At 41.3% G+C, this 24,675-nt stretch carries 18 protein-coding genes and 2 pseudogenes; 13 read left to right on the top strand and 7 right to left on the bottom strand.

Features of this window, described 5'->3' with window-relative positions; all coding sequences use genetic code 11:
* Positions 1-298 precede the first annotated feature (298 nt).
* From B2W49_RS03105 to pta, 4 genes are all read left to right on the top strand, one after another.
* Positions 299-1,564 (top strand): glutamate-5-semialdehyde dehydrogenase, encoded by a 1,266-nt coding sequence (locus B2W49_RS03105; protein WP_291334313.1) that lies wholly within the window; start codon positions 299-301, stop codon positions 1,562-1,564.
* 184 nt (positions 1,565-1,748) lie between these two features.
* A complete protein-coding gene (locus B2W49_RS03100; protein WP_019836819.1) occupies positions 1,749-2,159 on the top strand; it encodes a hypothetical protein in 411 nt (136 codons plus the stop codon).
* Between the two features lie 340 nt (positions 2,160-2,499).
* Positions 2,500-3,717, top strand: coding sequence for an acetate/propionate family kinase (locus B2W49_RS03095; RefSeq protein WP_291334312.1), 1,218 nt, complete (start codon positions 2,500-2,502; stop codon positions 3,715-3,717).
* 55 nt (positions 3,718-3,772) lie between these two features.
* Positions 3,773-5,914: a phosphate acetyltransferase gene (gene pta, locus B2W49_RS03090; protein ID WP_291334311.1), complete on the top strand. Its 2,142-nt coding sequence runs from the start codon at positions 3,773-3,775 to the stop codon at positions 5,912-5,914.
* A 58-nt stretch (positions 5,915-5,972) separates the two neighbouring features.
* Here pta and B2W49_RS03085 read toward each other — a convergent pair whose 3' ends face one another.
* Positions 5,973-6,281 carry a hypothetical protein gene (locus B2W49_RS03085; protein WP_291334310.1) on the bottom strand — a complete coding sequence of 103 codons (309 nt, stop codon included), beginning with the start codon at positions 6,279-6,281 and terminating at the stop codon, positions 5,973-5,975.
* Between the two features lie 373 nt (positions 6,282-6,654).
* Between B2W49_RS03085 and B2W49_RS12160 the strand changes: the two are divergent.
* Positions 6,655-6,841 (top strand): annotated as a pseudogene (locus B2W49_RS12160) (IS982 family transposase); the annotation flags it as partial.
* A gap of 220 nt (positions 6,842-7,061) precedes the next feature.
* Here the strand turns inward: B2W49_RS12160 and B2W49_RS03080 are convergent.
* Entirely contained in the window at positions 7,062-7,673 is a 612-nt protein-coding gene (locus B2W49_RS03080; protein ID WP_291334309.1) for a class I SAM-dependent DNA methyltransferase, read from the bottom strand.
* Between the two features lie 235 nt (positions 7,674-7,908).
* On the opposite strand from B2W49_RS03080, the gene B2W49_RS03075 reads away from it, so the two are divergent.
* On the top strand, positions 7,909-9,435 hold the full coding sequence (locus B2W49_RS03075; protein ID WP_291334308.1) for a fumarate hydratase: 1,527 nt from the start codon (positions 7,909-7,911) through the stop codon (positions 9,433-9,435).
* A gap of 108 nt (positions 9,436-9,543) precedes the next feature.
* Here B2W49_RS03075 and B2W49_RS03070 read toward each other — a convergent pair whose 3' ends face one another.
* From B2W49_RS03070 to tig, 4 genes are all read right to left on the bottom strand, one after another.
* Entirely contained in the window at positions 9,544-10,260 is a 717-nt protein-coding gene (locus tag B2W49_RS03070) for a DUF2846 domain-containing protein (protein ID WP_291334307.1), read from the bottom strand.
* A 191-nt stretch (positions 10,261-10,451) separates the two neighbouring features.
* Positions 10,452-11,762, bottom strand: a complete 1,311-nt coding sequence (clpX, locus tag B2W49_RS03065) for an ATP-dependent protease ATP-binding subunit ClpX (RefSeq protein ID WP_291334306.1) — start codon at positions 11,760-11,762, stop codon at positions 10,452-10,454.
* A 29-nt stretch (positions 11,763-11,791) separates the two neighbouring features.
* Positions 11,792-12,397, bottom strand: coding sequence for an ATP-dependent Clp endopeptidase proteolytic subunit ClpP (clpP, locus tag B2W49_RS03060; RefSeq protein ID WP_019836825.1), 606 nt, complete (start codon positions 12,395-12,397; stop codon positions 11,792-11,794).
* 191 nt (positions 12,398-12,588) lie between these two features.
* Complete coding sequence (tig, locus tag B2W49_RS03055; RefSeq protein ID WP_291334305.1) at positions 12,589-13,920, bottom strand: trigger factor; 1,332 nt, start codon at positions 13,918-13,920, stop codon at positions 12,589-12,591.
* A gap of 265 nt (positions 13,921-14,185) precedes the next feature.
* Here tig and B2W49_RS03050 point away from each other — a divergent pair.
* The 7 genes and pseudogenes from B2W49_RS03050 to B2W49_RS03020 all read left to right on the top strand — a co-directional run bounded on the left by B2W49_RS03050 (position 14,186) and on the right by B2W49_RS03020 (position 24,269).
* Positions 14,186-16,402: pseudogene (locus B2W49_RS03050) on the top strand (TonB-dependent receptor domain-containing protein).
* Between the two features lie 212 nt (positions 16,403-16,614).
* On the top strand, positions 16,615-18,837 hold the full coding sequence (locus B2W49_RS03045; protein WP_291334304.1) for a TonB-dependent receptor: 2,223 nt from the start codon (positions 16,615-16,617) through the stop codon (positions 18,835-18,837).
* A 95-nt stretch (positions 18,838-18,932) separates the two neighbouring features.
* Positions 18,933-19,616, top strand: coding sequence for a Fe2+-dependent dioxygenase (locus tag B2W49_RS03040; RefSeq protein WP_291334303.1), 684 nt, complete (start codon positions 18,933-18,935; stop codon positions 19,614-19,616).
* 521 nt (positions 19,617-20,137) lie between these two features.
* On the top strand, positions 20,138-21,835 hold the full coding sequence (gene leuA, locus B2W49_RS03035; protein WP_291334302.1) for a 2-isopropylmalate synthase: 1,698 nt from the start codon (positions 20,138-20,140) through the stop codon (positions 21,833-21,835).
* A gap of 93 nt (positions 21,836-21,928) precedes the next feature.
* Positions 21,929-23,089: a homoserine O-succinyltransferase MetX gene (gene metX / locus B2W49_RS03030; protein ID WP_104852561.1), complete on the top strand. Its 1,161-nt coding sequence runs from the start codon at positions 21,929-21,931 to the stop codon at positions 23,087-23,089.
* Positions 23,089-23,682: a methionine biosynthesis protein MetW gene (gene metW, locus B2W49_RS03025; RefSeq protein WP_104852562.1), complete on the top strand. Its 594-nt coding sequence runs from the start codon at positions 23,089-23,091 to the stop codon at positions 23,680-23,682. Before metX ends, metW begins: the two co-directional genes overlap by 1 nt.
* A complete protein-coding gene (locus B2W49_RS03020) occupies positions 23,679-24,269 on the top strand; it encodes a tetratricopeptide repeat protein (protein WP_070153255.1) in 591 nt (196 codons plus the stop codon). Before metW ends, B2W49_RS03020 begins: the two co-directional genes overlap by 4 nt.
* Positions 24,270-24,318: 49 nt before the next feature.
* Here B2W49_RS03020 and B2W49_RS03015 read toward each other — a convergent pair whose 3' ends face one another.
* Complete coding sequence (locus tag B2W49_RS03015; RefSeq protein WP_291334301.1) at positions 24,319-24,564, bottom strand: cytoplasmic protein; 246 nt, start codon at positions 24,562-24,564, stop codon at positions 24,319-24,321.
* Positions 24,565-24,675 lie beyond the last annotated feature (111 nt).

Here is a 24,675-nt window from a genome sequence, read left to right as displayed (position 1 = left end):
TCGTCATTGAACGATTACCCACTTATCTGAATTAAAGTGGCATCTTGCTTATTGTTGTGAATGACATCAATGTCGTTATCGCATCATTCTATACAGGTGCTGATTTTATACGCAACATTTTCTATGACCGCTCATCTACTTTTAAAGTATAAAGCATTTCAAAATATTTATTTTAAAGATGAAAGCATTGAAAAATATTTAAAGATTGAACAATTTAGTCGATTTTCTACCGAGATGCTTCATTGTGCAGGCACAGACTGTTAATATCGAATTGAAATTTCTAAGTGATCAAACCGCTATGCAAGAGTCTATTGAACAATATATGCAAACGGTAGGACAACAAGCACGCCAAGCCTCTCGTGTCTTAGCAAGCGCTTCTACCCAATCTAAAAACAATGCGTTATCGGCTATTTATACGGCGTTGGAAAATAGCGAGTCCGCTATTCTAGCTGCCAACCAAATGGATATGACCAAAGGTCGTAACAACAACTTAGATAGCGCACTGCTTGATCGCTTAGAACTTAACCCCGCACGTTTTAAAGGCATGTTACAAGGTCTAAAAGATGTGATTGGCCTCATGGATCCAATTGGAGAAATTACTGATATGGCTTACCGTCCATCAGGTATTCAATTGGGTAAAATGCGGGTGCCACTAGGAGTGGTGGGCATGATTTACGAATCACGTCCCAACGTGACCCTAGAAGCGGCGTCTTTGGCGTTAAAGTCAGGCAATGCGATTATTTTACGTGGTGGTTCTGAAGCTCTGAAATCGAACCAAGCGATTGCTGCTGCAATTCAACACGGTTTAAAAACTTCGGGCTTGCCAGAAACATCTGTGCAAGTGATTAACACTTCAGATCGTGCTGCTGTTGGGCAATTAATTACCATGTCTGAATATGTAGATGTGATTGTGCCACGTGGCGGTAAAAGTCTGATTGAACGGATCAGCAATGAAGCACGTATTCCAGTGATTAAACATTTGGATGGTAACTGTCACGTATTTGTGGAAGCACAGGCCGATTTACAAAAAGCCCTGCCTATTGCTTTGAATGCAAAAACTCACCGTTATGGTGTCTGCAATGCGATGGAAACTTTGTTGGTCGATGAAGCTGTTGCTGCACAATTCTTGCCACGCATTGCCGAGCTGTATGCAGAAAAACAAGTCGAATTACGCGGCTGCCCTGCAACTCAAAAGATTTTAGGCACGACTGTCAAAACTGCCACAGAAGAAGACTGGTACACCGAATATCTAGGTCCAATTTTGGCGGTTAAAGTGGTTTCAGGCATAGATGAGGCGATTGAACATATCAATAAATATGGCTCACATCATACCGATGCCATTATTACTGAAAACTTTAGTTTAGCGCGTCAATTCTTGGCTGCAGTAGATTCAAGTTCAGTCATGATTAACGCTTCTACACGCTTTGCCGATGGTTTTGAATATGGTTTAGGCGCTGAAATTGGGATCTCTACCGATAAAATTCATACCCGTGGGCCTGTCGGTTTAGAAGGTTTAACCTCACAAAAATGGGTGGTGTTTGGTGATGGTCAAATCCGCCAATAAAATCAATCTGTAATTTTGTAATAGCCAAACATAATGTTCAGTTTCACAGTAAGCTGAACATTATTCAATTCTTTTGAACACACTATTTTAAGACACAGTTCGACTACACATTTCTACCCCCAGCTCACCTAAAATAGAAACACCATCACGATTAGAAAAATCATCAAAAAGAGTGGCGATGCTTATGTTTTATTATTTGATTATTAGTACCTTTGCTTTGGCTCTGCTGGTGTCATTCATTGTCATGCGTTTGTTTTCTAACTCCATCAATGCAATTTTGGCACGCATCATTCACGACCCAATTCATGAAGCATGGGCAAAGTACACTAAATTTGCAGGCATGGTGGTCGGTACATCTTCAGGCATTCGTATTTACGATATGGAAAAATACATTACGCCACTTACTTATGCCGAAAATGACAAAAGAATTGTGATTGAACTGACGCAAGAACGCTGGGTACTGGAAATTTACCGCACGATTATTGAAACCTTACAAGGCTTGGCGTGGATGATGTTGGTGTTTTTTATGGTGGCGCTGATTGCTTATGTGATTGTCCGTTGGTCAGAAATTAAATACGCTGCCAAATCAAAATAAACTGACAAAAGTTGAGGAAATAATTTAAAACAGTTTGCCACTCGCCTGCAGAATGAAGTGTGCTATGTTAAGAGAATACAACAGGAATTAAGCAGAAATTTTAGACCATCATTTCATGGAAAAATGAAAGTTTCGGACTGATAAATTTTAATTATTTCTGATTTCATGGTCGATAATGCTTAAGTCTAATCTCCTAAAGTCTATCTAGGAGCAATAAAAAACCCATGATAAAACATACGTAATGATCAAGATTGCAACACAATAGATTGCCATTTGCCATATATTGCAATGCAGCTTGATTGACTAGGGATAACTTCAATTAGAATTCGGGTACATAAAAGTGACTACATCAGTATTAGTGATTAACTGCGGATCTTCTTCTATCAAATATGCGCTTGTATCTGAAAGCGTTGGGGATCGTATCTTTGGTTTGGCAGAAAATCTAGGTTCTGCTGATGCGCGCATTAAAGGCATTACCTCAGGTGGTGAGCCGCTCGAACTTTCTATTCCACATGCTGACCATGAAAAAGCATTGGAAACTATTCTTGGTCGCTTATCTCAATATAAGCCACAAGCCATTGGTCACCGCGTTGTACACGGCGGTACTTTAACCAAAGCAGAATTATTAACCGAAGAAATCGTACAACGTATTCGTGAAGCAACTCCGCTTGCACCTTTACACAACCCTGCACACTTGGTAGGTATTCAAGCAACAATGCGTTTGTTCCCTGAACTTCCACAAGTGGCTGTATTTGATACTGCATTCCACCAAACGATGCCTGCACATGCTTACCGTTATGCAGTACCTAAATTCCTATATACCGACCACAACGTACGTCGTTATGGCTTCCACGGCACAAGCCATGCATACGTTTCAGAGCGCGGTTCAGAGTTGGCTGGCAGCTTTAAACAAGGTGGCTGGTTAACTGCTCACTTAGGCAATGGTAGCTCGACTTGTGCAATTTGGAATGGTGAAAGCGTAGATACGTCTATGGGCTTAACCCCACTTGAAGGTTTGGTGATGGGTACGCGTAGTGGTGATGTAGACCCAAGCTTACACAGCTTCCTTGCAAGTAACTTAGGTTGGGATATTTACAAAATTGACAAAATGCTAAACAGTCAAAGTGGTTTACTTGGTTTGTCAGGCCTATCGAATGACATGCGTACCCTGATTGAAGCATCTGAACAAGGTAACGAAGATGCAACGCTTGCCATTGAAGTATTCTGCTACCGTTTAGCTAAATCTTTAGCTGCACTTAGCTGTGGTTTACCACGCTTAGATGGCTTATTCTTCACAGGCGGTATTGGCGAAAACTCTGCTTACATCCGTGAAAAAACGGTCGCTTACTTGCCACACTTCGGCTTTAACTTCAGTAAAGAACGCAATGACAGCTTAAAACGCGGTACCGAAGGTCGTATTGATGCAGGCACAGGTGGCCCACAAATTTGGGTTGTACCAACTGACGAAGAAGGCCGTATTGCGAAAGAAACTGCGCAAGTTGCAGAGGAGCTAAAGTCAGCTGCAAAAAAGTCTGAATGTGACGCTGCGATTGCTTAAGCAATCGTAGTGCTCAGCCACTTTCAATCAGTCCCTTTACGATCTAGAAAAAATTATGAAAACAATACTTTTGGTTCCTACAGAAATTGGTGTTGGTTTAACATCAGCATGTTTAGGTTTAATTTACGCTTTGGAATGCCAAGGTATAAAAGCTGGTTTCTTAAAACCATTTTCACAAGAATTACAGCCTGAAGCAGACCGCACGACGGCATTGTATCGTCATCTGTTCAAGCATGAAACGGTTGAACCAATTACTTATGCTGCGCTGACTGAGCGTTTAAAAAATGATGAAAATGACGAATTGCTTGAAGATGCAGTCCGTTTACATCGTGAAATTTCTAAACATCACGATATCATTATTGTAGAAGGGGTTTTACCAAACGGACGTGATCCATTTGCAACTGAATTGAATGCAAATTTGGCCAAAGCACTAGATGCGAAAGTCATTATTGTCAGCAATGCCGACATCAACAACCCCGTTAAAACAGCGTCAAAAGTAGACAATCAATTACGTTTCTTTGGTGGTGCGTCTGGTGAACGTACTGCGGGCGTATTGTTCATGCGTACCAAAGGTTTGCCAGAAGATTCTGCACAAATTCCTGTTACGCTTGATCCAAGTTTACGTTTAATTAGCGACACCAACCAGTTTGTCAGCAAAATTCAAACCACACATCCAATGATTGGTAAAGACTGCATGCCAGTGATTGGCTTAGTTCCTTTTAGCAACACTTTAAGTGTACCACGCATGTCTGATTTGGCTGCGCACATTTCAGCAGAATGGATTAACCAAGGTGAAGCAGCACAGCGTCGTGTATTACACAGCAGCTTAATTGCATCGAATATTGAACACGAAATGCATAAATTCGTAGCAGGCGAACTGATTATCAGTGGTTCTGACCGTGTCGATGTATTGCTTGCCAGTAGCTTAGCCAGCAGTAATGGTATTCCACTTGCAGGTTTGGTGTTAACTGAACAAAAAGCGCCAAGCGCACAAGCTTTAGAATTCTGCCAAGCGGCAATAAAAAATGGCTTGCCAATTTTACATACTAAGTTGAGCACATTTGAAACAGCGCAACAGTTGTTAAATCTGAGCAACGAAATTCCTGTAGATGATACTGAACGAGCAGAACAAGTTACCCGTTTTGTAGCTAGCCACATCAATCAAGAGTGGTTGTCTCATTTAATTAGCGATTCGTACAAACCACGGTTATCGCCTTCTGCGTTCCGTCATGAATTGGTGCAAAAATCAATCGCAGCTAAAAAACGTATCGTGCTTCCAGAGGGTGATGAGCCGCGTACCGTTCAAGCTGCAGCGATTTGTCAATCACGTGGTATTGCCCACTGCGTATTATTGGCAAAACCAGAAGCGGTGGTTGATGTTGCCAAAGCACGTGGTATAGAGCTTCCACACGACTTAGAAATCATTGATCCTGACTTGGTTCGTGAAAATTATGTCGAAAAAATGGTGGAAATGCGTAAAGGCAAACTCACTGAAGATCAAGCACGTGAACAGCTGCAAGACACTGTCGTATTAGGTACGATGATGTTGGCACTTGATGAGGTTGATGGTTTGGTGTCTGGTGCTGTACATACGACAGCGAATACCGTTCGCCCTGCGTTCCAGCTCATTAAAACTGCACCTGAATATTCATTGGTATCTTCAATATTCTTTATGCTGTTACCTGATGAAGTCTATGTGTACGGTGACTGTGCGATTAACCCAGACCCAGATGCAGAACAATTGGCTGAAATTGCGATTCAGTCTGCAGACTCTGCAAAAGCGTTTGGTATTGACCCACGTATTGCCATGATTTCTTACTCAACGGGTACTTCAGGTGCAGGTGCTGACGTCGAAAAAGTTGCGAAAGCAACTGAAATTGCGAAACAACGTCGTCCTGACTTACTGATTGATGGTCCATTACAGTACGATGCGGCATCAGTTGAAAGTGTTGGTCGCTCTAAAGCACCGAACTCTCAAGTTGCAGGTCGTGCCAATGTATTCATCTTCCCTGACTTAAACACAGGTAATACGACGTATAAGGCAGTACAGCGTTCTGCCAATGTGGTGAGTGTTGGTCCAATGCTACAAGGCTTGAATAAGCCAGTGAATGACTTATCCCGCGGTGCATTGGTAGATGACATTGTGTTTACCATTGCATTGACTGCGATTCAGGCAGAGCAACAAGCAGCTCAATAATTCGTAAAGTTAAGTTTTACAAACCACCTGATTGAAAAATTGGGTGGTTTTTTATGTGTTATGTTTTAAAAAGTAGTATATTTTTATAAACAATCTCACAATTGCTGAGTTTATATTTGTTCACACAATCCTCCATTCCAATCACTTCGGCATTCTTTTCAGAATAAGAGTTTGATGGGAAAAATGTTTTCTGACCATTTAAACCGTATCTAAGATTCAGTTGGAATGTACCGTCTGGACGTTGTCCTTTGGTAATCACTGTACCAGGCTCTTTGTCTTTTGTGTATCCAGAAACACTAGAAATAAGCTCGGAGCATCTTCTTTGATTCTCATTTATTTGTTTGCACTCTTTTGCTGCTGAGCGCATAGCCAGTTCACGCGATGTGGCTGTATAGATCGAAAATATGCCATTCTTCGGGTCGTAAGCAACACCAGCATACCAATATTGTGGCTGATAACTACTGCTATCCCCCAACCGCATACACTGTCATCAACTGTCTGGCAGTAACCTTGGGTAGGGTTTGCTTGAACTAGTGGACTAAGACTGAGCAATCCAATTACACTTAAAGAAGCAAAAAAATAATACTCCATCTTCATTCCCTAAATTATTGTGTTTTAATTAAATAAATATATCTAAATCACGTAATTAACTCGAATAGCAGATAAGAAATTGCCTTAATAAATAGGAGGATGAAAGCCAGTAGTTGAATTACCAAGTTAAACCTTAAGCTCTAGCCCTCATGTCTAATAATACCGAATTATTCTGCGTGCTTGATGACTTTTTTCTTAAATTTGAAGCAAATTATTGGAAATTTATAAAACATAGTCCCCGCTATCCAAGAACCTGACAGGGAAACTTACTCCCTTTCAGAAATTATCTTTATCTCCATCTGGTACACATGCTCTCAATGTAATAATTTCAAAGCCCTTATTCAAATTATGGAATCATTTGCTAAAACAGAATTCGAGGTAATTTAAGATTCCTAAAATCAACATAATACACATTATAAAAATTATCATTATAAATCAATACATTAAAACCTATTTTACAACCCACTCACCCTCGAATGGGCTTTTTTATATGATTTTTCACGTTACACGCTCAATTCTCAATCATTGTTCCACATTATTATTTAGCATGACTAAATCACAACTTCTGTGCCAACCACACCGTATGCCCGGCACAGTCCTGATCTTCAGCCTGCATATCCACTACCTTAAACCCATGTTGTACTAACAATTGACGGTATTCATCCTGCGATAAACTGGCATGATAAAGTGCCTCACCAAGCATATCCCCAATCGTCTCGCCCGTAGCAGGTCCGCTGCTAAACATGAGAACCGTATTGGTGGTAGAGCATTGCGCAAATTTCTCGAACATGCAGCGCTGATCGTTTGGCGTTAAATGAAAAAAACTATCCCACGCCAAAATACCATCAAAGCACTGATTCAAGTTCACCGAGCGCATATCGGCTTCAATCCAACACTGTGTAGGAAAATGTTCTCGTGCCATTTCCAGCATGGTGTCTGAACTATCCACACCTGTAAGCCTATGCCCGTGTTGTAGTAGATACGCTGCAATTGGACGCCCCGAACCACAGCCTAAATCTAAAATTTTGGCCTGAGCAGGCAAAAAATCAAGAAAACGATCCAGCCAAGCTTTTTCATATAACAACTGACCGCGCAAGTCTGTCCACGCTTTTGCATGCCGTCGATAAATAGAGATAATCTGAGCAGCTAAATAGTCGGAATCATTCATATTTATCCCAAACATCATCGAAAAGAAGTCTTTTAACATAGCTGAATTTGTGCAGCTAGAACAGCAAAATGATGGCGCGTTTTGGCGACATATTTTTTGGATATTTCACAGACTCTCTCAAGCTGACGACTGTTATTAAACTTTCGCCCAAAGCTTGATCAAAGTGCCCACAATTGCTGCATTTTGTCTTATAATTTAGCCCGCTAGCTATCCGCCCGCTCAAGAGATTTTTGATATGACAACTATTATCAAGCAAGATGACTTGATCACTTCGATCAAAGACGCGCTTCAGTTTATTTCCTACTATCATCCACAAGACTTCATCCAAGCGATGAGCCGTGCTTATGATCGTGAAGAAAACAAAGCAGCGAAAGATGCGATTGCACAGATCTTAATTAACTCACGTATGTGTGCAGAGGGTCATCGTCCAATCTGTCAAGATACTGGTATCGTAAACGTATTCCTTGAAGTGGGTTTAGACGTTAAATTTGATTTAACGATGAGCTTGGATGATGCGATTAACGAAGGTGTGCGTCAAGGTTATCTAGAAAACTCAAACGTACTTCGTGCATCAGTATTGGCTGATCCTGCATTTGGTCGTAAAAATACCAAAGACAACACCCCTGCAGTGATTCACTACAAACTCGTTCCAGGTAACAAAGTTGATATTACTGTTGCTGCTAAAGGTGGTGGTTCAGAAAACAAATCTAAATTAGCAATGTTGAACCCATCCGACTCAATTGTAGATTGGGTACTTAAAACTGTACCGACTATGGGTGCAGGCTGGTGTCCGCCAGGTATGTTGGGTATTGGTATTGGTGGTACTGCTGAAAAAGCCATGATGCTTGCCAAAGAAGCACTCATGGAAGAAATCAACATGGACGAATTATTACGTCGTGGCCCACAAAACAAAATGGAAGAACTCCGTATCGAGATCTTCGAGAAAGTGAACGCACTTGGTATTGGTGCACAAGGTTTAGGCGGCTTAACTACAGTTTTGGATATTAAAATCAAAGACTACCCTTGCCACGCTGCAGGAAAACCAGTGGGCATGATTCCAAACTGTGCGGCAACTCGTCACGCACACTTCCAGTTAGATGGTTCAGGTGTAGCGCATATTCAAGCGCCTAAACTTGAAGACTACCCAGAAGTAACTTGGGACTCTTCTAAATCTAAACGTGTAGATTTAGACAACATTACCCAAGAAGAAATGAACTCTTGGCAGCCGGGCGATACGTTGTTATTAAACGGTACGATTTACACAGGTCGTGATGCTGCGCATAAACGCATGGTTGACATGATCAACAATGGTGAAGAATTACCAGTCGACTTAAAAGGCAAATTCATTTACTACGTTGGCCCTGTCGATCCTGTTGGTGATGAGGTCGTTGGCCCTGCAGGTCCAACAACGGCAACTCGTATGGACAAATTCACTCGCCAAGTCTTAGAGCACACTGGTTTGTTCGGTATGATTGGTAAGGCAGATCGTGGTCCTGCAGCAATTGAAGCGATTAAAGACCATAAAGCAACTTACCTGATGGCTGTAGGTGGTGCAGCTTACCTCGTATCTAAAGCAGTACGTGAAGCAGAAGTAGTTGCTTTTGAAGACTTAGGTATGGAAGCAATCTACAAATTCAAAGTGGAAGATATGCCTGTGTCTGTTGCGGTTGATGTCAACGGTACATCGATCCACGCGATTGCACCAAAAATCTGGCAAGCTAAAATTGGCAAGATTCCTGTTGTAGATGCTACGGCAGAATAATATTCCAGTTTAGCAATAAGCCAAACCAAAAAGCACCCAAATTTAGGGTGCTTTTTTATGCGGGTTAGAAATGAATGAAAGCGATGCGCGAGATAAAGATACAAGCCCTTACCACGTTCTCGGATCCCACAATTTAAAGGGTTGGGTTAAATGTACATCTTCCGCAGGGTCATATTTTTCATGCTTGATTTTTTGTGGCTTTTTACGCAACTTGCCTGTGTTTTGATCTTCCGCAACAAAGTTATAGCTTTCTGTTTTTAGTTGAGTAAATGCAATTTCCTGTTGTGCCGTACTTGCAGGCATAAGCATTAATGGCCCTGAAACTTCTTTGCGGGTACTTAGGTTTTCTTCATCATACTTAATAAAATACGACTGTCCTGCCTGCACCTGAAAATCCAAATATTTCGGTTTTTGGAAATGTAATGCCCCCAAAGGACGGCTCACACTCAGACGATACGCACCTGGTGCCAATTCAATCCAATAATAATGATTGTGTAATAAACTTGGAATCCGATGTTTGTTGATAAACATACTAGCTGCGACAATTTCCTGTCTGTTCCATTTGGAATCTGGGCGATATAAATACACGATGGCAGCATCAGCATGTTGTGCCTGAACAGGTTTAAAATTTTGCCCGAGTTTTTGATTGACCCAACCACCAATTGTCATCATGCCCAAACGGTGCTGTTCTACAAAACCCGGTTTTTGTTCTAAATTTAAAACTTTTAAGGTACTGGGTGGTTGCGTTTGTTGCACCACGTTTTTTTTGCCATGACATCCCAGCAACATTAAACTGGTCACGACCAAGATTGCGACACCACGCATGTCTATCCCTCGCTACGTTTCTTATTTTTGTAAATCAAGTTTTGAAATCAAGCTGCAAATTCATTTTGCAATTGTTGTTTTGAATAATAGGCATCCACGCCTAGGCTTAAGATTAACACTGCCTTAATTTTTTTGACAATAAAAAACGTGCCGAAACCTAGCGTTTCGGCACGTTTCAGACGAATAGCGTATTAAGCAGTTTTGCTGTCTAACACTTTTAAGTCAATTTTTTCTGCTGCAGGCTCTTCTATTTGAGGCTGACGTTCAGGCAAAAATTCGGGCTTCGCACCGTCTTCAATCACTGCTTTGGTCACCACCACCGTGCCAACATCGGTACGACTTGGTAAGTCGTACATGGTTTCGAGCAAGGCATTTTCCAGAATTGAACGCAAACCACGCGCCCCCGTATTACGCTCAAGGGCTTTTTTCGCGACTGCACGTAACGCTGCATCTTCAAAGACTAAATCGACATTTTCCATCTCGAATAAGTATTGATACTGACGGGTTAAGGCATTTTTCGGCTCGGTCAGAATTTGCATCAATGCATCTTCATCTAGTTCGTCTAGCGTTGCAATCACAGGTAAACGACCAATGAACTCTGGAATTAAGCCAAATTTCACCAAGTCGGTTGCTTCTACTTGACGGAATAAATCAGACAATTTCTTGCCTTCATCTTTTTTCTTCACGTCTGCGGTAAAACCAATACCGCCTTTTTCTTGGCGTTGCTGTACAATTTTCTCTAAACCAGAAAAGGCACCACCACAAATAAACAAAATATTTGAAGTGTCAATTTGAATGAATTCTTGCTGTGGATGCTTACGTCCACCTTGAGGAGGAATAGAAGCCACCGTACCTTCAATCATTTTGAGTAAAGCTTGCTGAACACCTTCACCAGACACATCACGGGTAATCGATGGGTTTTCAGACTTACGCGTGATCTTGTCAATCTCATCAATGTAGATAATACCTTTTTGTGCTTTTTCTACATCGTAATCGGCTTTTTGCAACAGCTTTTGTACGATATTTTCGACATCTTCACCCACATAACCCGCTTCGGTTAATGTGGTTGCGTCTGCCATTGCAAAAGGAACATCCAACAGGCGCGCCAAAGTCTGTGCAAGTAAGGTTTTACCCGAACCTGTTGGCCCAACCAGCATGATGTTACTTTTTGAAATTTCGACAGTATCGTCTGACTTATGCCCTTGCTGGGTCACTTTCAGACGTTTGTAATGGTTATACACTGCAACCGATAAGGTTTTTTTCGCAGTGTCCTGACCAATCACATACTGGTCTAGCGCAGCACGAATTTCATGTGGTTTTGGCAATGGACGTGTTGCCCAATCACCCGACTCAACTTGTTGACTGGTCTGAACCAAGTCTAAGCATACGTCCACACATTCATTACAGATGTATGCGTCCTCGCCTGCAATCAGCTTCCCGACTTCAGACTGCGTTTTACCGCAAAATGAACAATGTTTTTGTCCCTGAGGATGTTCGGACATAGTCACTCCAATATTTCAATCTTTAAAACTTATGGACGTTTTGTTAAAACTTCATCCACAAGACCGTATTCCTTCGCTGCCTGTGCAGTCATGAAATTGTCACGGTCGGTATCTCTTGCGACAGTTTCATAGTCCTGACCACTATGTTCTGCCATTAAACGGTTCAAACGCTCTTTAATGAATAAAATTTCACGCGCATGAATTTCAATATCTGACGCCTGACCACGGAAACCACCCAGCGGCTGATGAATCATAACGCGGGCATTTTCAAGACAGTACCGCTTACCTTTTGCGCCTGCATTAAGCAGGAATGCACCCATAGATGCTGCTTGTCCCATACAGTAAGTCACAACATCTGGTTTAATAAATTGCATGGTATCGTAAATTGCCATACCTGCAGTCACTGAACCACCTGGTGAGTTAATGTAAAGGTGAATATCTTTATCAGGGTTCTCAGCTTCTAAAAACAACATCTGCGCCACAATTAAGTTGGCCATATTATCTTCGACTTCACCCGTCAAGAAAATGACACGTTCACGTAAAAGACGTGAATAAATATCAAAAGAACGCTCACCACGAGAGGATTGTTCGACCACCATGGGAATTAAAGCATTTTCAATTGTTGGAACATACATAATGGTTATTTATTCCTAAATTTATGTGACACGACTCATGTTCACAATATGAGGGATAATTGTCTAAATTGCAAAATATTCACGGTTTAAATCGTAGATATTTTGAGTGAAATGCGATCACTCTCTGAAAAAACTGCAAACCGCGATGTAATAAAAAAGGCGCACGAAGCGCCTTTTTGTATCAAAGCCAATTAGCCTTGTTGACGAGCCTGCTGCTCTTTCAATAAATCGTCATAGCTTACAGTTGTATCGGTTACTTTTGCAGAAGCTAAGATGTGATCTACAACCTGGTCTTCTAAAACAACAGCTTCAATTTGTGAACGTTGTTGTTTGTCGTTTTTGAAGTATTCAATCACTTCGCTTGGATCTTCATAAGAAGAAGCCATGTCTTCGATGTAAGCATCTACACGTGCTTGATCTACTTCGAGTTTAGCATTTTCTAATACTTTGCTCACCAATACGCCAAGTTTTACAGATTTTTCAGCTTGTTCTTTGAATAATTCATCTGGAAGCATGCTTGAATCAAATGCTTTTGCACCTTGCGCACCAAACTGCTGTGTGAATTGCTGAATCATTTGTTGACGTTGACGGTCAACTTCTTGAGCAATCATCGCTGCTGGAAGTTCAACTTCGTTTGCAGCTACAAGTGCATCAAAAGTTGCGCCTTTTACTTGGTTACGTAAACCGTTTTTCACTTCACGTTCCATGTTTTTACGAACGTCGGCTTTTAACTTGTCTACGCCTTCTTCTTCAGAAATACCGAAGATTTGTAGGAATTCTGCATCAATTTCTGGAAGTTTTTGCTTTTCAACAAGCTTCACTGTGATTTTGAATTGTGCTGCTTTACCTGCAAGGTTCGCTGCCTGGTAGTCTTCAGGGAAAGTTACATCAATAACTTTCTCTTCGCCTTTTTTCATGCCCACGATACCATCTTCAAAACCAGGAATCATGCGACCAGAACCAAGTACCAGTTTAAAGTCTTCAGCAGTACCGCCTTCAAACTTCTCGCCATCTACAGTGCCTTCAAAGTCAAAAGTTACTTGCATGTCTTGTTTCGCCATGCCTTTGGTTTCTACCCAAGAAGCACGTTGCTTTTGAAGGTTTTCAAGCATTTGTTCAACGTCTTTGTCGTTCACTTCTGAAGACTTACGTTCAACTTCTAAACCTTCAAATTTCACTTCAACTTCAGGATAAACTTCAACAGTCGCTTCGTACACTAAAGCGTCGTCTTTCATTTCAGTTTTTTCGATGTTCGGCATACCCACAGCATTGATTTTTTCTTGCTGGATTGCTTCAAACACGGTGTCACGAATAATGTCGTTGATCACTTCTTGATAAATACCCGCACCGTATTCACGACGAACAACGTTTAGAGGCACTTTACCTGGACGGAAGCCGTTGATCTTCACAGTTTTGGCAGTGCGTTTCAAGCGAGCTTCAAACTGCTCGTTAATACGGCTCGTCGGTACAGATACATTTAAACGACGGGCAACGCCCGAAACCGCTTCAGAAGTTACTTGCATGGCTTCCTCGATATAGTTAGTAATAACAGTTTATAAAAAAGTGCCACATTATATGACAACATTAAAGGATATACAAAATACGTTCTGATCTTGACTGAATTTTTTTAATCGGCACGCTATTTTCTGTAAATTTTCAACTTTGTGTATATTTCCTGTCGTAAATAAGAATAATTATCATTAATATTAACCAACTCCTTCATGAATGATTCTAGTTACCGTATAGGTCTAAATTAGGTTCATTGATTCATATTAGAGATATAATTTTATGGCTAAGTTCAACCTACACCCGCTGTGTCTTGCATTACTTGGGGCAACCTCTACTACTGTTTTCGCAAATACCTCTACCGATGCGACTTCAACCCATCAACTTTCCACAATTGTGGTTTCAGCGGCAGGTTTTGAACAAGATATTAAGAATGCGCCTGCGACAATGACCGTCATTACAGCAGAAGATTTAAAGAATAAACGCATTAATTCAATTGCAGATGCCTTAAGCGATGTTGAAGGTGTCGATATCAGCCCAACAGCAGGTAAAACAGGTGGTTTAAATATTCGTATTCGCGGCATGGATTCAGAATACAGCTTAGTTTTAGTCGATGGACGACGCCAAAACAGTACAGGTGACATTACACCAAACGGCTTTGGAGAATCAAATAACAGCTTTATCCCCCCTATTTCTGCAATTGAACGCATTGAAGTCATCCGCGGTCCAGCCTCAACTTTATATGGTTCCGATGCAATGGGTGGCGTTGTTAATATCATCACCAAGAAAGTCAGCAATGAATGGACGGGTGCAGTTACTTTAGAAGGCACTTTACTTCCCAATAGTTCAGAATTTGGCAATCAACGCTCCGTTGATACTTATGTAACAGGTCCAATTATTCCAAATTTACTGGGTATTCAATTACGAGGCCGTAAAGCTGAACGCGATCAGTCTCATCTGACTCGTTCGGATGATGAAGGTGGTTCTTCTGAATTAAATATGGGCAACAACCCAACCAAGTCAGATTTAGAAACTATTGGTGTACGTCTTACTTTAACGCCAACAGATCAACACGATCTTTCTGTTGAGTATGAACAAACTGAACAGTGGTATGACAATAGCAATGGACAGTTGGGTACGCTTGGTGCAAATGGCGGCTATGATAAAGCTCAAGAATATAACCGTGACAAAATCATTTTAGCCCATACTTGGCGTAATCAAATCGGTACACTTGAATCCAGTATTGCCAATACTCAAACTGAAACTATTGGGCGTTTGATTCCAGCACGTGCGCAAAATATGTCTCAAGCCATCACGCCTCGTATACTGGAAAGTGAAGACACGATTTTTGATACCAAATTTACCACTTAATATTTTGATCGACACAATATAGCTTTAGGCGGTCAATGGTGGGATGCCAGTCTGCAAGATGGCTTAAGAGAAAACAAAGAAATTTCATTTACCCAAATCGGATTATTCGCTGAAGATACAAGGGCACTGACGGATCATTTAGCACTTACTCTAGGTCTGCGCTTTGATGATCACGATACCTTTGGAGACTTTTGGACTCCTCGTGCCTATTTAGTTTGGAAGGCGAATGATAACTGGACATTCAAAGGCGGTTATTCTGAGGGCTATAAAGCGCCACGCTTAGAGCGACTCACCAACGGTATTTATAATGTTGGCGGTCAAGGGCGTAACCCCCTCTTCGGTAATCCAAATTTAAAGCCTGAAACCAGTAAGAATTTTGAGTTCGGGACATCTTTCACCAACAATAAAAACTTCGACTATAACATCACCGCTTTTTACAGCCAGATTGAAGATAAAATTGTCAGCGGCAATACTGAATTCAGCTGTAATACCGATACAACATCAACCTCTGGAAGTAGCTGGTCTAAAGCAGACTGTGAAAAATATATGGCTTCTATTGGCACACCATGGGTGATGGGCTATCACCCAACCACTGGCAAAGCTGATTCTTGGAACGTCACACGACCTACCAATGCCGAAGATGCTGAAGTCTATGGAATTGAAACGGGGTTAAATTGGGAGTTCTATCCTGCATGGAACTTCGGTATTAACTACACGTGGACCGAAACTGAAATTAAAGATTCTAAGCTTGGTAACCCACATCTCAATGACACGCCAGAACATATGGTCAATGCATCACTTAAGTGGCAAGCTGATGACAACATTCAACTTTGGGCTCGCGGTGAATACCGAAGTGAACGCGCACGCTATACAAAAACTTATGCCAATCTGACCAAAGATGAAAAAGCCATTTACAATGCTTTAGGTGACTACAAAGCATATGCTCTTCTACATGTCGGCTCGAATTTCACTGTGAATGATCATTGGGACGTTGGTGTTGCACTTTATAACGTGTTTGATAAAAACTTCACGGATTATGAAAAAGTTGCAGATATCGGTTGGTATAACCACTATAGCAACACACAAGAAGGTCGCAGAGTACAATTAAGTACTACCTTTAAGTTCTAAAAATTTTCTTTTCCTCTAAACCCTGCTTCGGCAGGATTTTTCTATATCCACTTAAAATCATACACTTATATACAGATTGTTACACAATATCATTTATTTTCACATTTTCATCATAACTTATTATAGATAATTCCAATTATTCACAATTGCTAAACTAAACAAGAATCATTATTATTTGCATACCAATTTACAACGCTAGAACTAGATTCGTTATGACCTTCATCAAAACACGTAAAAAACTGGTTTCTTCAGCAATCGCTTCAACACTCTCTGTGGTTGCAGTCAATGCTGTTGCGCAAGATCAAATCGCGCAATTAGAAACAATTCACACGGAAGCGGCAGCAGAACAAAGTTTAAAAGTAGATAATTCTGCAAATAGCAAATTTGTTGCTCCCCTACTCGACACACCAAAGTCAGTATCTGTTATTTCTAAACAGCTGATTGAAGACACTCAAGTTACAACTTTAAGCGATGCTTTACGCACAGTGCCTGGTATCACACTTGGTGCAGGTGAAGGCGGCAACCCGAATGGTGACCGTCCTTTCATTCGTGGTTATAACTCTGAAAGTTCAATGTATGTTGATGGTATTCGCAACTCTACTTCACAAAATCGTGAAATGTTTGCGATTGAGCAAGTCGAAGTTACCAAAGGTTCTGCGTCAGCAATGGGTGGTGCAGGCACAACTGGTGGTAGCATCAACATGATTTCAAAAACCGCTAAAAAAGGTGATTTTTTAGAAGGTTCTGTGGGAGCAGGAACGGATGATTACCAACGTATTACTTTAGACGGTAACAAAGATTTTGGTAATGGTATTGCTGCTCGTGTTGCCGTAATGGGTCACCACAACGACAAAGCAGGTCAAGAAAATGGTACTGAATATGCACGTGCAGGTATTGCGCCAAGTATTACGTTTGGTCTAGACAGCGACACGCGTGCAACATTAAGCTACTACTACCTCAAAACTGATGATACCCCTGATTCAGGTGTGCCATACAACAATCCTACGGGCTATTCACAATACTCAGGAAAACCAATTGATGTAAAACAGGGTGTTTACTATGGTTGGAAAGACCGTGATTTCCAAAAACAAGAAAATCAATCAGGAACGATCAAGCTTGAACATGACCTGACTGATAATCTAACCATTTCAAATACCGCAGTTTATAACAGCTCTAAAAATAATTATCTGTGGACAAACCCAGATAGCTCCCAAGGCAACATCTATAAAAGCGGCAATGTTTGGGCGCGTGCAAACTCACGTATGGCAAATACCGATGCATTTACAGACCAATTGGCTTTAACGGGTAAGTTTAATACAGGTCGCTTAAAGCACAGCTTTAACTTAGGTGCTGAGTACTCAGGCCAAGAAACTGATCGTACCCAATATATTATTGATGGTAAAAATACAACAGGTGCTGGATACAATGCATGTACACCAGAAAACATTGCTACGGGCTGGTGTACTTCTGTCCAAAATCCTAATCGTGGTCCATGGACAGGCAGCATCAGTACTGAAGGCGCTGACCGCTATAACATTCAGAATAAAAACACTTCTGTATATTTCCTCGATAGCATTGAATTACACCCACAGTGGATCTTGGATTTAGGCTTACGTTGGGATGACTACTCAGCAGAACAAACCATGATTGCAGGTCGCTATAACTCAACCTATTCGGAAGGAACCGTTGTTAACCTTAAAAACGATTCAGACTTTGTAAACTATCAAGCTGGTTTAGTTTATAAGCCTGTCGAAAATGGTTCAATCTATGCAAGTTATGCAACCTCATCAAACCCAGTCGGTGTGGATGGTGGTGATGGTTCTGAAGGGATTACAGCAGCTATTCAAAACTTAAAACCTGAAGAAGTCCGCACTATGGAACTGGGGACTAAATGGGATGTCTTGAATGAAAAACTTAATTTAACAGCAGCCATTTTCCGTACTGAAAAAACCAATACTCGTGCAACAGCTGATGACGGTACAACCAAAAATATTGGTGAAACACGTGTCGATGGTTTTGAATTAGGTGTAAATGGTAATATCACGGACAAATGGGCATTATCTGCTGGATATACTTATTTAGACAGCGAATTAGTTGATGATGGCGCTGGTTTAAATGACGGCAAGCAAGTTCAAAACGTTGCTAAGAACTCTGCAACACTATGGACCACTTACCAAGTCATGCCACAGTTGACTTTAGGTGCTGGTGCTGTTGCGATGGATAAAGTGTATGGTAATGCGGCAAATACCAAATTTGTTCCAGGCTATGTCCGTTACGATGCCATGGCACGTTACAACGTTAACGAAAATGTTGACCTGCAATTGAATGTCAATAACCTGTCGGACGAACGCTATTTCACTAAAGCGTATGCCTCTCACTACGCCACTGAAGCAGAAGGTCGTAGTGCAGTGCTTTCTCTAAACTTTAAATACTAATCCCATATATTAGCTATGGAATTGTGATATAAAAATAGCCTCTGCCTGCAGAGGCTATTTGCATGTATAAGTTATTCTAAATAAAAGGTGTTCGTGTGATTCATCATATCCCTAATGTACTAACAAAAGAGCAAGTTCAATACTTCCGTGATGAAATGGACAAAATTGAATGGGTCAATGGAAAAGTTACCGCAGGAACTTTATCTGCGACAGTAAAACAGAATCAACAACTCCCTGAAGATCATCCGCTCACGCATCATCTTAGTAGCATTATTTTAGAGTCGCTTGGGCAGCATCCTTTATTCCTTTCTGCAGCTATTCCTTTAGATATTATTCCACCTCTATTTAACCGTTACGAAAACAATGAATCTTTTGGTTTTCATGTCGATAATTCAATTCGTCGTATTCGTGGCACCAATGAACGCTTGCGTACCGATTTATCCTGTACGGTATTTTTAAGCGAGCCTGACGAATATGAAGGTGGTGATCTCGTGGTTGAGGACACTTATGGCTATCATGAAGTTAAACTTCCTGCAGGGGACATGATCCTCTACCCTTCTACCAGTTTGCATGAAGTAACTGCGGTAACGTCGGGCTGTCGTATTGCTTCCTTCTTTTGGGTACAAAGCATGGTACGCGATGATGCTGATCGTCATATGCTGTTCAATCTTGATCAAACTGTGCAAAACCTACGTATGCAGTTGGGTGATCAACATGAAGAAGTGATTAAGCTCACCAACCTTTACCACAACTTGATGCGCAAATGGGCTGAACTTTAAGACCTTAAAACCGATTTAAAAATACTTGCTACTGTAGTCGCCCGCACTTAAACAGTAGCGAGAAAAATTTAAGTAAATATTGTGATTTACTTTTACAATCATTTAAACAATTACCAATATTCAATAAAAAATACTCATAAATAAATAAAATTAGAAAAAAAATCTCATTATTGTTTTATTCAATCAGATATTCGGAAAACATTCTCAACACAAGCGCGATATGATATGACTATGAACTTAGCACTCATGCAATTTTTCCTAAAAGGTTTGCATAAGTAAAACCTTTGTATTGATCTTGATGGTTACATGATGAAAACGAATGATCTTTTTGCTTTTCCGACTTACGCTCAACCTCAATTGAATCTCCTGATGCTGCGCCACGCGCGCCTATAAAAAATTTGCTTTTCTAAGCAATTTCCTCTGAATATCCCTTTAATTTTGTTTAAATAGACACCATATATTATTAGTAGTACGTTGCATTTAATAAGACTGAGCAACAGGCGCTACACAAGGAGTTCCTCATGATGTTGGCAGATCCAAGCAAGAAATACCGTCGTATGTACCAGCGTGTCGACTTACCAGACCGCCAATGGCCAAATAACGAAATTACCAAAGCGCCAATTTGGATGAGTACCGACCTACGTGACGGTAACCAAGCGATCTTTGAGCCAATGAACATCGAACAAAAATTCAAAATGTTCCAAATGCTTGTGAAAATTGGTTTTAAGCATATCGAAATTGGTTTCCCATCTGCATCTCAAGTTGACTTCGATTTCACCCGCAAATTGATTGAAGAAGGTCATATTCCAGATGACGTGTATATTGAAGTCTTGGTACAAGCACGTGACCATTTGATTGCACGTACTTTTGAATCTTTACAAGGTGCAAAACGTGCAATTGTGCATATTTATAATGCCAACTCGCCTACCTTCCGCCAAAAAGTCTTGAATGTAGATATTGCGGGTGCCAAACAATTGGCCATCAACGCTGCAACCAAAGTAAAAGAATACGCAGCGAAGCAACCTGAAACTGAATGGGTATTCCAGTACAGCCCAGAATGTTTTACTGCAACTGAGTTAGAAGTAGCTAAAGATGTATGTGATGCGGTAACTGAAATTTGGGAAGCATCGCCAACCAATAAAGTCATTTTAAACTTGCCTGCAACAGTGGAAGTATCTACACCAAACGTGTATGCCGACCAAGTGGAATGGATGCACCGCAATATTGAGCGTCGTGATGGCGTGATCATTTCAGTGCACTGTCACAATGACCGTGGTTGTGGTATTGCCGCTTCTGAATTGGCCATCATGGCGGGTGCAGACCGTGTAGAAGGTTGTGTATTTGGTAACGGTGAACGTACCGGTAACGTTGACGTTGCGGCAATTGCCTTAAACATGTACACCCAAGGTGTTGCACCTGAGTTGGATTTCTCAAACATCAACGAAATTATTGCTACAGTTGAAGAATGCACAGGCTTGCCAGTACACCCTCGTCATCCGTACGCAGGTGACTTAGTCTTTACTGCATTCTCTGGCTCACACCAAGACGCAATTAAGAAAGGTTTTGAATTCCAGAAAAACGAAGAAATTTGGGATATGCCTTACTTGCCAATCGACCCGAAAGATTTAGGGCGTGACTATGATGCGGTGATTCGTGTCAACTCACAATCGGGCAAAGGCGGGATTGCGTACTTGTTAGAATCGAACTACAACGTGACTTTGCCACGTCGTTTACAAATTGAATTCTCGCAAATTGTGCAACAACGTACCGATGAGCAAGGCACAGAAATCAGTGCAAGTGAAATCTGGAATTTGTTTAAAGACACTTACGTTGCAGTAAAAGATGCGCACTATGCGACGCAAAACTACAAATTATCTGATGAAAATGGCAATCAAGTCATTGAGTTAGATGTGGTAGTGAACGGCGAAACGCAACGCTTACGCGGCGAAGGCAACGGTCCAATTTCAGCAATTTTGAATGCACTTCAACTACCAATTGATGTCTTGAACTACGAAGAGCGCAGCATTAGCTCGGGCGCACATGCAAAAGCGTTGGCTTTAATTGAATTGCAAGTGAAAGGCACAGGTAAATCTGCCTTTGGTGCAGGGGTACACGACAACATTGTGACTTCATCAATTGATGCGATCATTGCTTGTACAAATCGCTTGATTGAGCAAGGCGTATTAAGCACGGATCAAGTAGTTGCAGCAGCAGTATAATCTTGCGGTAACATGTAAAAGCATTTTGAAAAGGATACCCCAAGTGGTATCCTTTTGTTTATTCATCCTCAGGATTTAAGGCGAATTATTCCCGTGTCTTTTCCAGCTGACTCAGTAGGCATTGTTGTTCCAGAAAAGTTCCAATTTGAAGAACCTTTAGAACTCGAATGTGGTCGTGTTCTGCCCCGCTTTGAACTCATGGTCGAAACCTACGGCACGCTCAATGCCGACAAATCCAATGCAATTCTAATCTGTCACGCACTATCAGGGCATCATCATGCTGCAGGTTATCATCATGCCGATGATAAAAAAGCAGGCTGGTGGGATGCCTGTATTGGCCCGGGAAAAGCCATTGATACCAACCACTTTTTTGTGGTGGCCTTAAACAATATTGGTGGCTGCAACGGCTCTACGGGGCCCACATCACCTAACCCTGAAAATGATAATCGCCCTTATGGCCCAGATTTTCCATTGGTCACTGTGCGAGATTGGGTCAAAACTCAAGCCATGCTATCTGACCGTTTAGGGATTGAAGTCTGGTATTCAATTATTGGCGGCTCTTTGGGAGGCATGCAGGCTTTGCAATGGTCGGTAGATTATCCTGATCGTCTCAAAAAATGCGTCATTATTGCCAGTGCACCAAAACTGTCCGCACAAAATATTGCCTTTAACGAAGTCGCGCGTCAGTCGATTTTATCTGACCCAGATTTTCATCATGGGCGTTATTTAGAACACGACAGCTACCCAAAACGTGGTTTGATTTTGGCGCGCATGGTCGGACACATCACCTATTTGTCTGAAGAGGCCATGAAACAGAAATTTGGTCGTGACTTAAAATCTGGCAAGTTTATGTATGGCTTTGATGTCGAGTTTCAGGTCGAAAGCTATTTACGCTATCAAGGCGAACAATTTAGCCGTAATTTTGATGCCAATACCTATTTAATTATGACTAAGGCACTGGATTATTTTGATCCTGCACGTGAATACGAACAATCCTTACAAAAAGCCATGGCGAACACAAAATGCAAGTTTTTAGTGGTGTCTTTTACCACCGACTGGCGTTTTAGCCCTGAGCGTTCGCAGGAAATTGTGGATGCCTTAATTAGCAATCATAAGCCGGTCAGCTATTTAGATATTGATGCCGAACAAGGACACGATTCGTTCTTGTTCCCAATTCCACTATACGTGAAAGCCATGCGTGCATTCTTGGGTGGAACAGAACATCTTCAAGCAACCCCACAGGAGGCCGTGTAATGCGTCTTGATCAGCAACTTGCCGAAAAGTGGATTAAACCGAATTCTAAAGTACTCGATTTAGGTTGTGGCGATGGCGAACTGTTGGCTCACATGAGCAAACAGCATAATATTCGTGCATACGGATTAGAAATTGATCAAGAAAAGATTGCAATTGCGATCAGTCGCGGGTTAAATATCATCCAACAAGACTTGAATTTGGGGCTTAGCCGCTTTGCCGACCAGTCTTTTGACTATGTGGTCATGGCACAAGCCTTGCAAGCAGTAGATGCACCTGACGTATTATTAAGAGATATGGTGCGTGTGGCTAAACAGGCAATTATTACCTTTCCAAACTTTGCGCATTGGAAGACTCGCTCTTTTCTCGCCTTAAAAGGAAAAATGCCTGTTTCAGACGCATTACCTTATATGTGGTACAACACCCCAAATATTCATTTATGTACGTTTCGTGATTTTGAGGCACTTTGTGCCGAAAATAATATTCGCATCATTAACCGACTTGCCGTGAATGGGAATCAACAAGATAGTTTACTCAGTAAGCATCTACCTAATTTGTTTGGTGAAGTCGCAATTTATCGAGTGAGCGCTCTATGAAAAAACTATTATTAAGCACCACGCTATTGGTTGGACTGTTGAGCATTCAAGCCCATGCAGATTATGTTTCACCATCATCTTCTGTAGCGAGCCAAGCGGCTCAATATTCAACTATGGATATTAATGGCTTGATTAAAGCAGCCAAAGCAGGTCAGGCAGGCGCACAATTTTACTTAGCGACGAAATATCAACAAGGTAAAGACGTTCAGCAAGACAGTCGTCAAGCGTTTGCTTGGTACAAAGCAGCTGCAGATCAAGGTTTATCTGCAGCACAATTGAATGTAGGCCGTATGTTGGCAGATGGCATTGGCACGAAAAAAGACGAAGTCTTGGCGCGTCAATATTTTGAAAAAGCAGCCAGCCGTGGCGACAACCGCGCAAGCTTTAACCTTGCCATGATGGAAGAACAAAAGAAAAACTATATGGGCGCATATCAGTGGTATGAATTATCTACCCGTGATGGCATGCTCGACAATAAAGTCATTTCTTTGTCTGAAGGCAAGAAAACCGCTTTGGCAGCCAACTTAACTCAAGAACAAATTCGTCAAGCACGTGACCGTGCTGACCAATGGATTCAAGCACAATAAATTTAATTGCGCTTAAATTAACTCAATGCACCTTCGGGTGCTTTTTGTTTTATCGGAAATAAACCGCCTGCATAGCCTGTAGCAATTCAGGGCTGAATTCTTCTACTGCAGCAGAACCCAATACTGCATCTATACTACAATACGGACAAATTGCGGTTTGCTCATTATCACACCAATCTTCAATTTCGCTATAAGCAAAAGTTTCCAGACAGTAAAAACAACCACAGCGCTCACTTTGCTGCAGTAATGCACGGTGCTGACTCGAATAATGGTAGATCTCTGAAATTTTGCTCATCATGATTCCCTACTTTTGCAACCTAAATATTATTAGCATGTATGAAAACAAATCTGTGCAAGATTAAACGTTTAATTCTGCAAAATCCGTTAAAATATCCAAGATTATTTT

The organism is Acinetobacter sp. UBA801, assembly GCA_002296655.1.
Classification (GTDB): domain Bacteria; phylum Pseudomonadota; class Gammaproteobacteria; order Pseudomonadales; family Moraxellaceae; genus Acinetobacter.
Note: the sequence above shows the minus strand (reverse complement) of the source record. Positions and strands in the feature narration are given on the sequence as shown.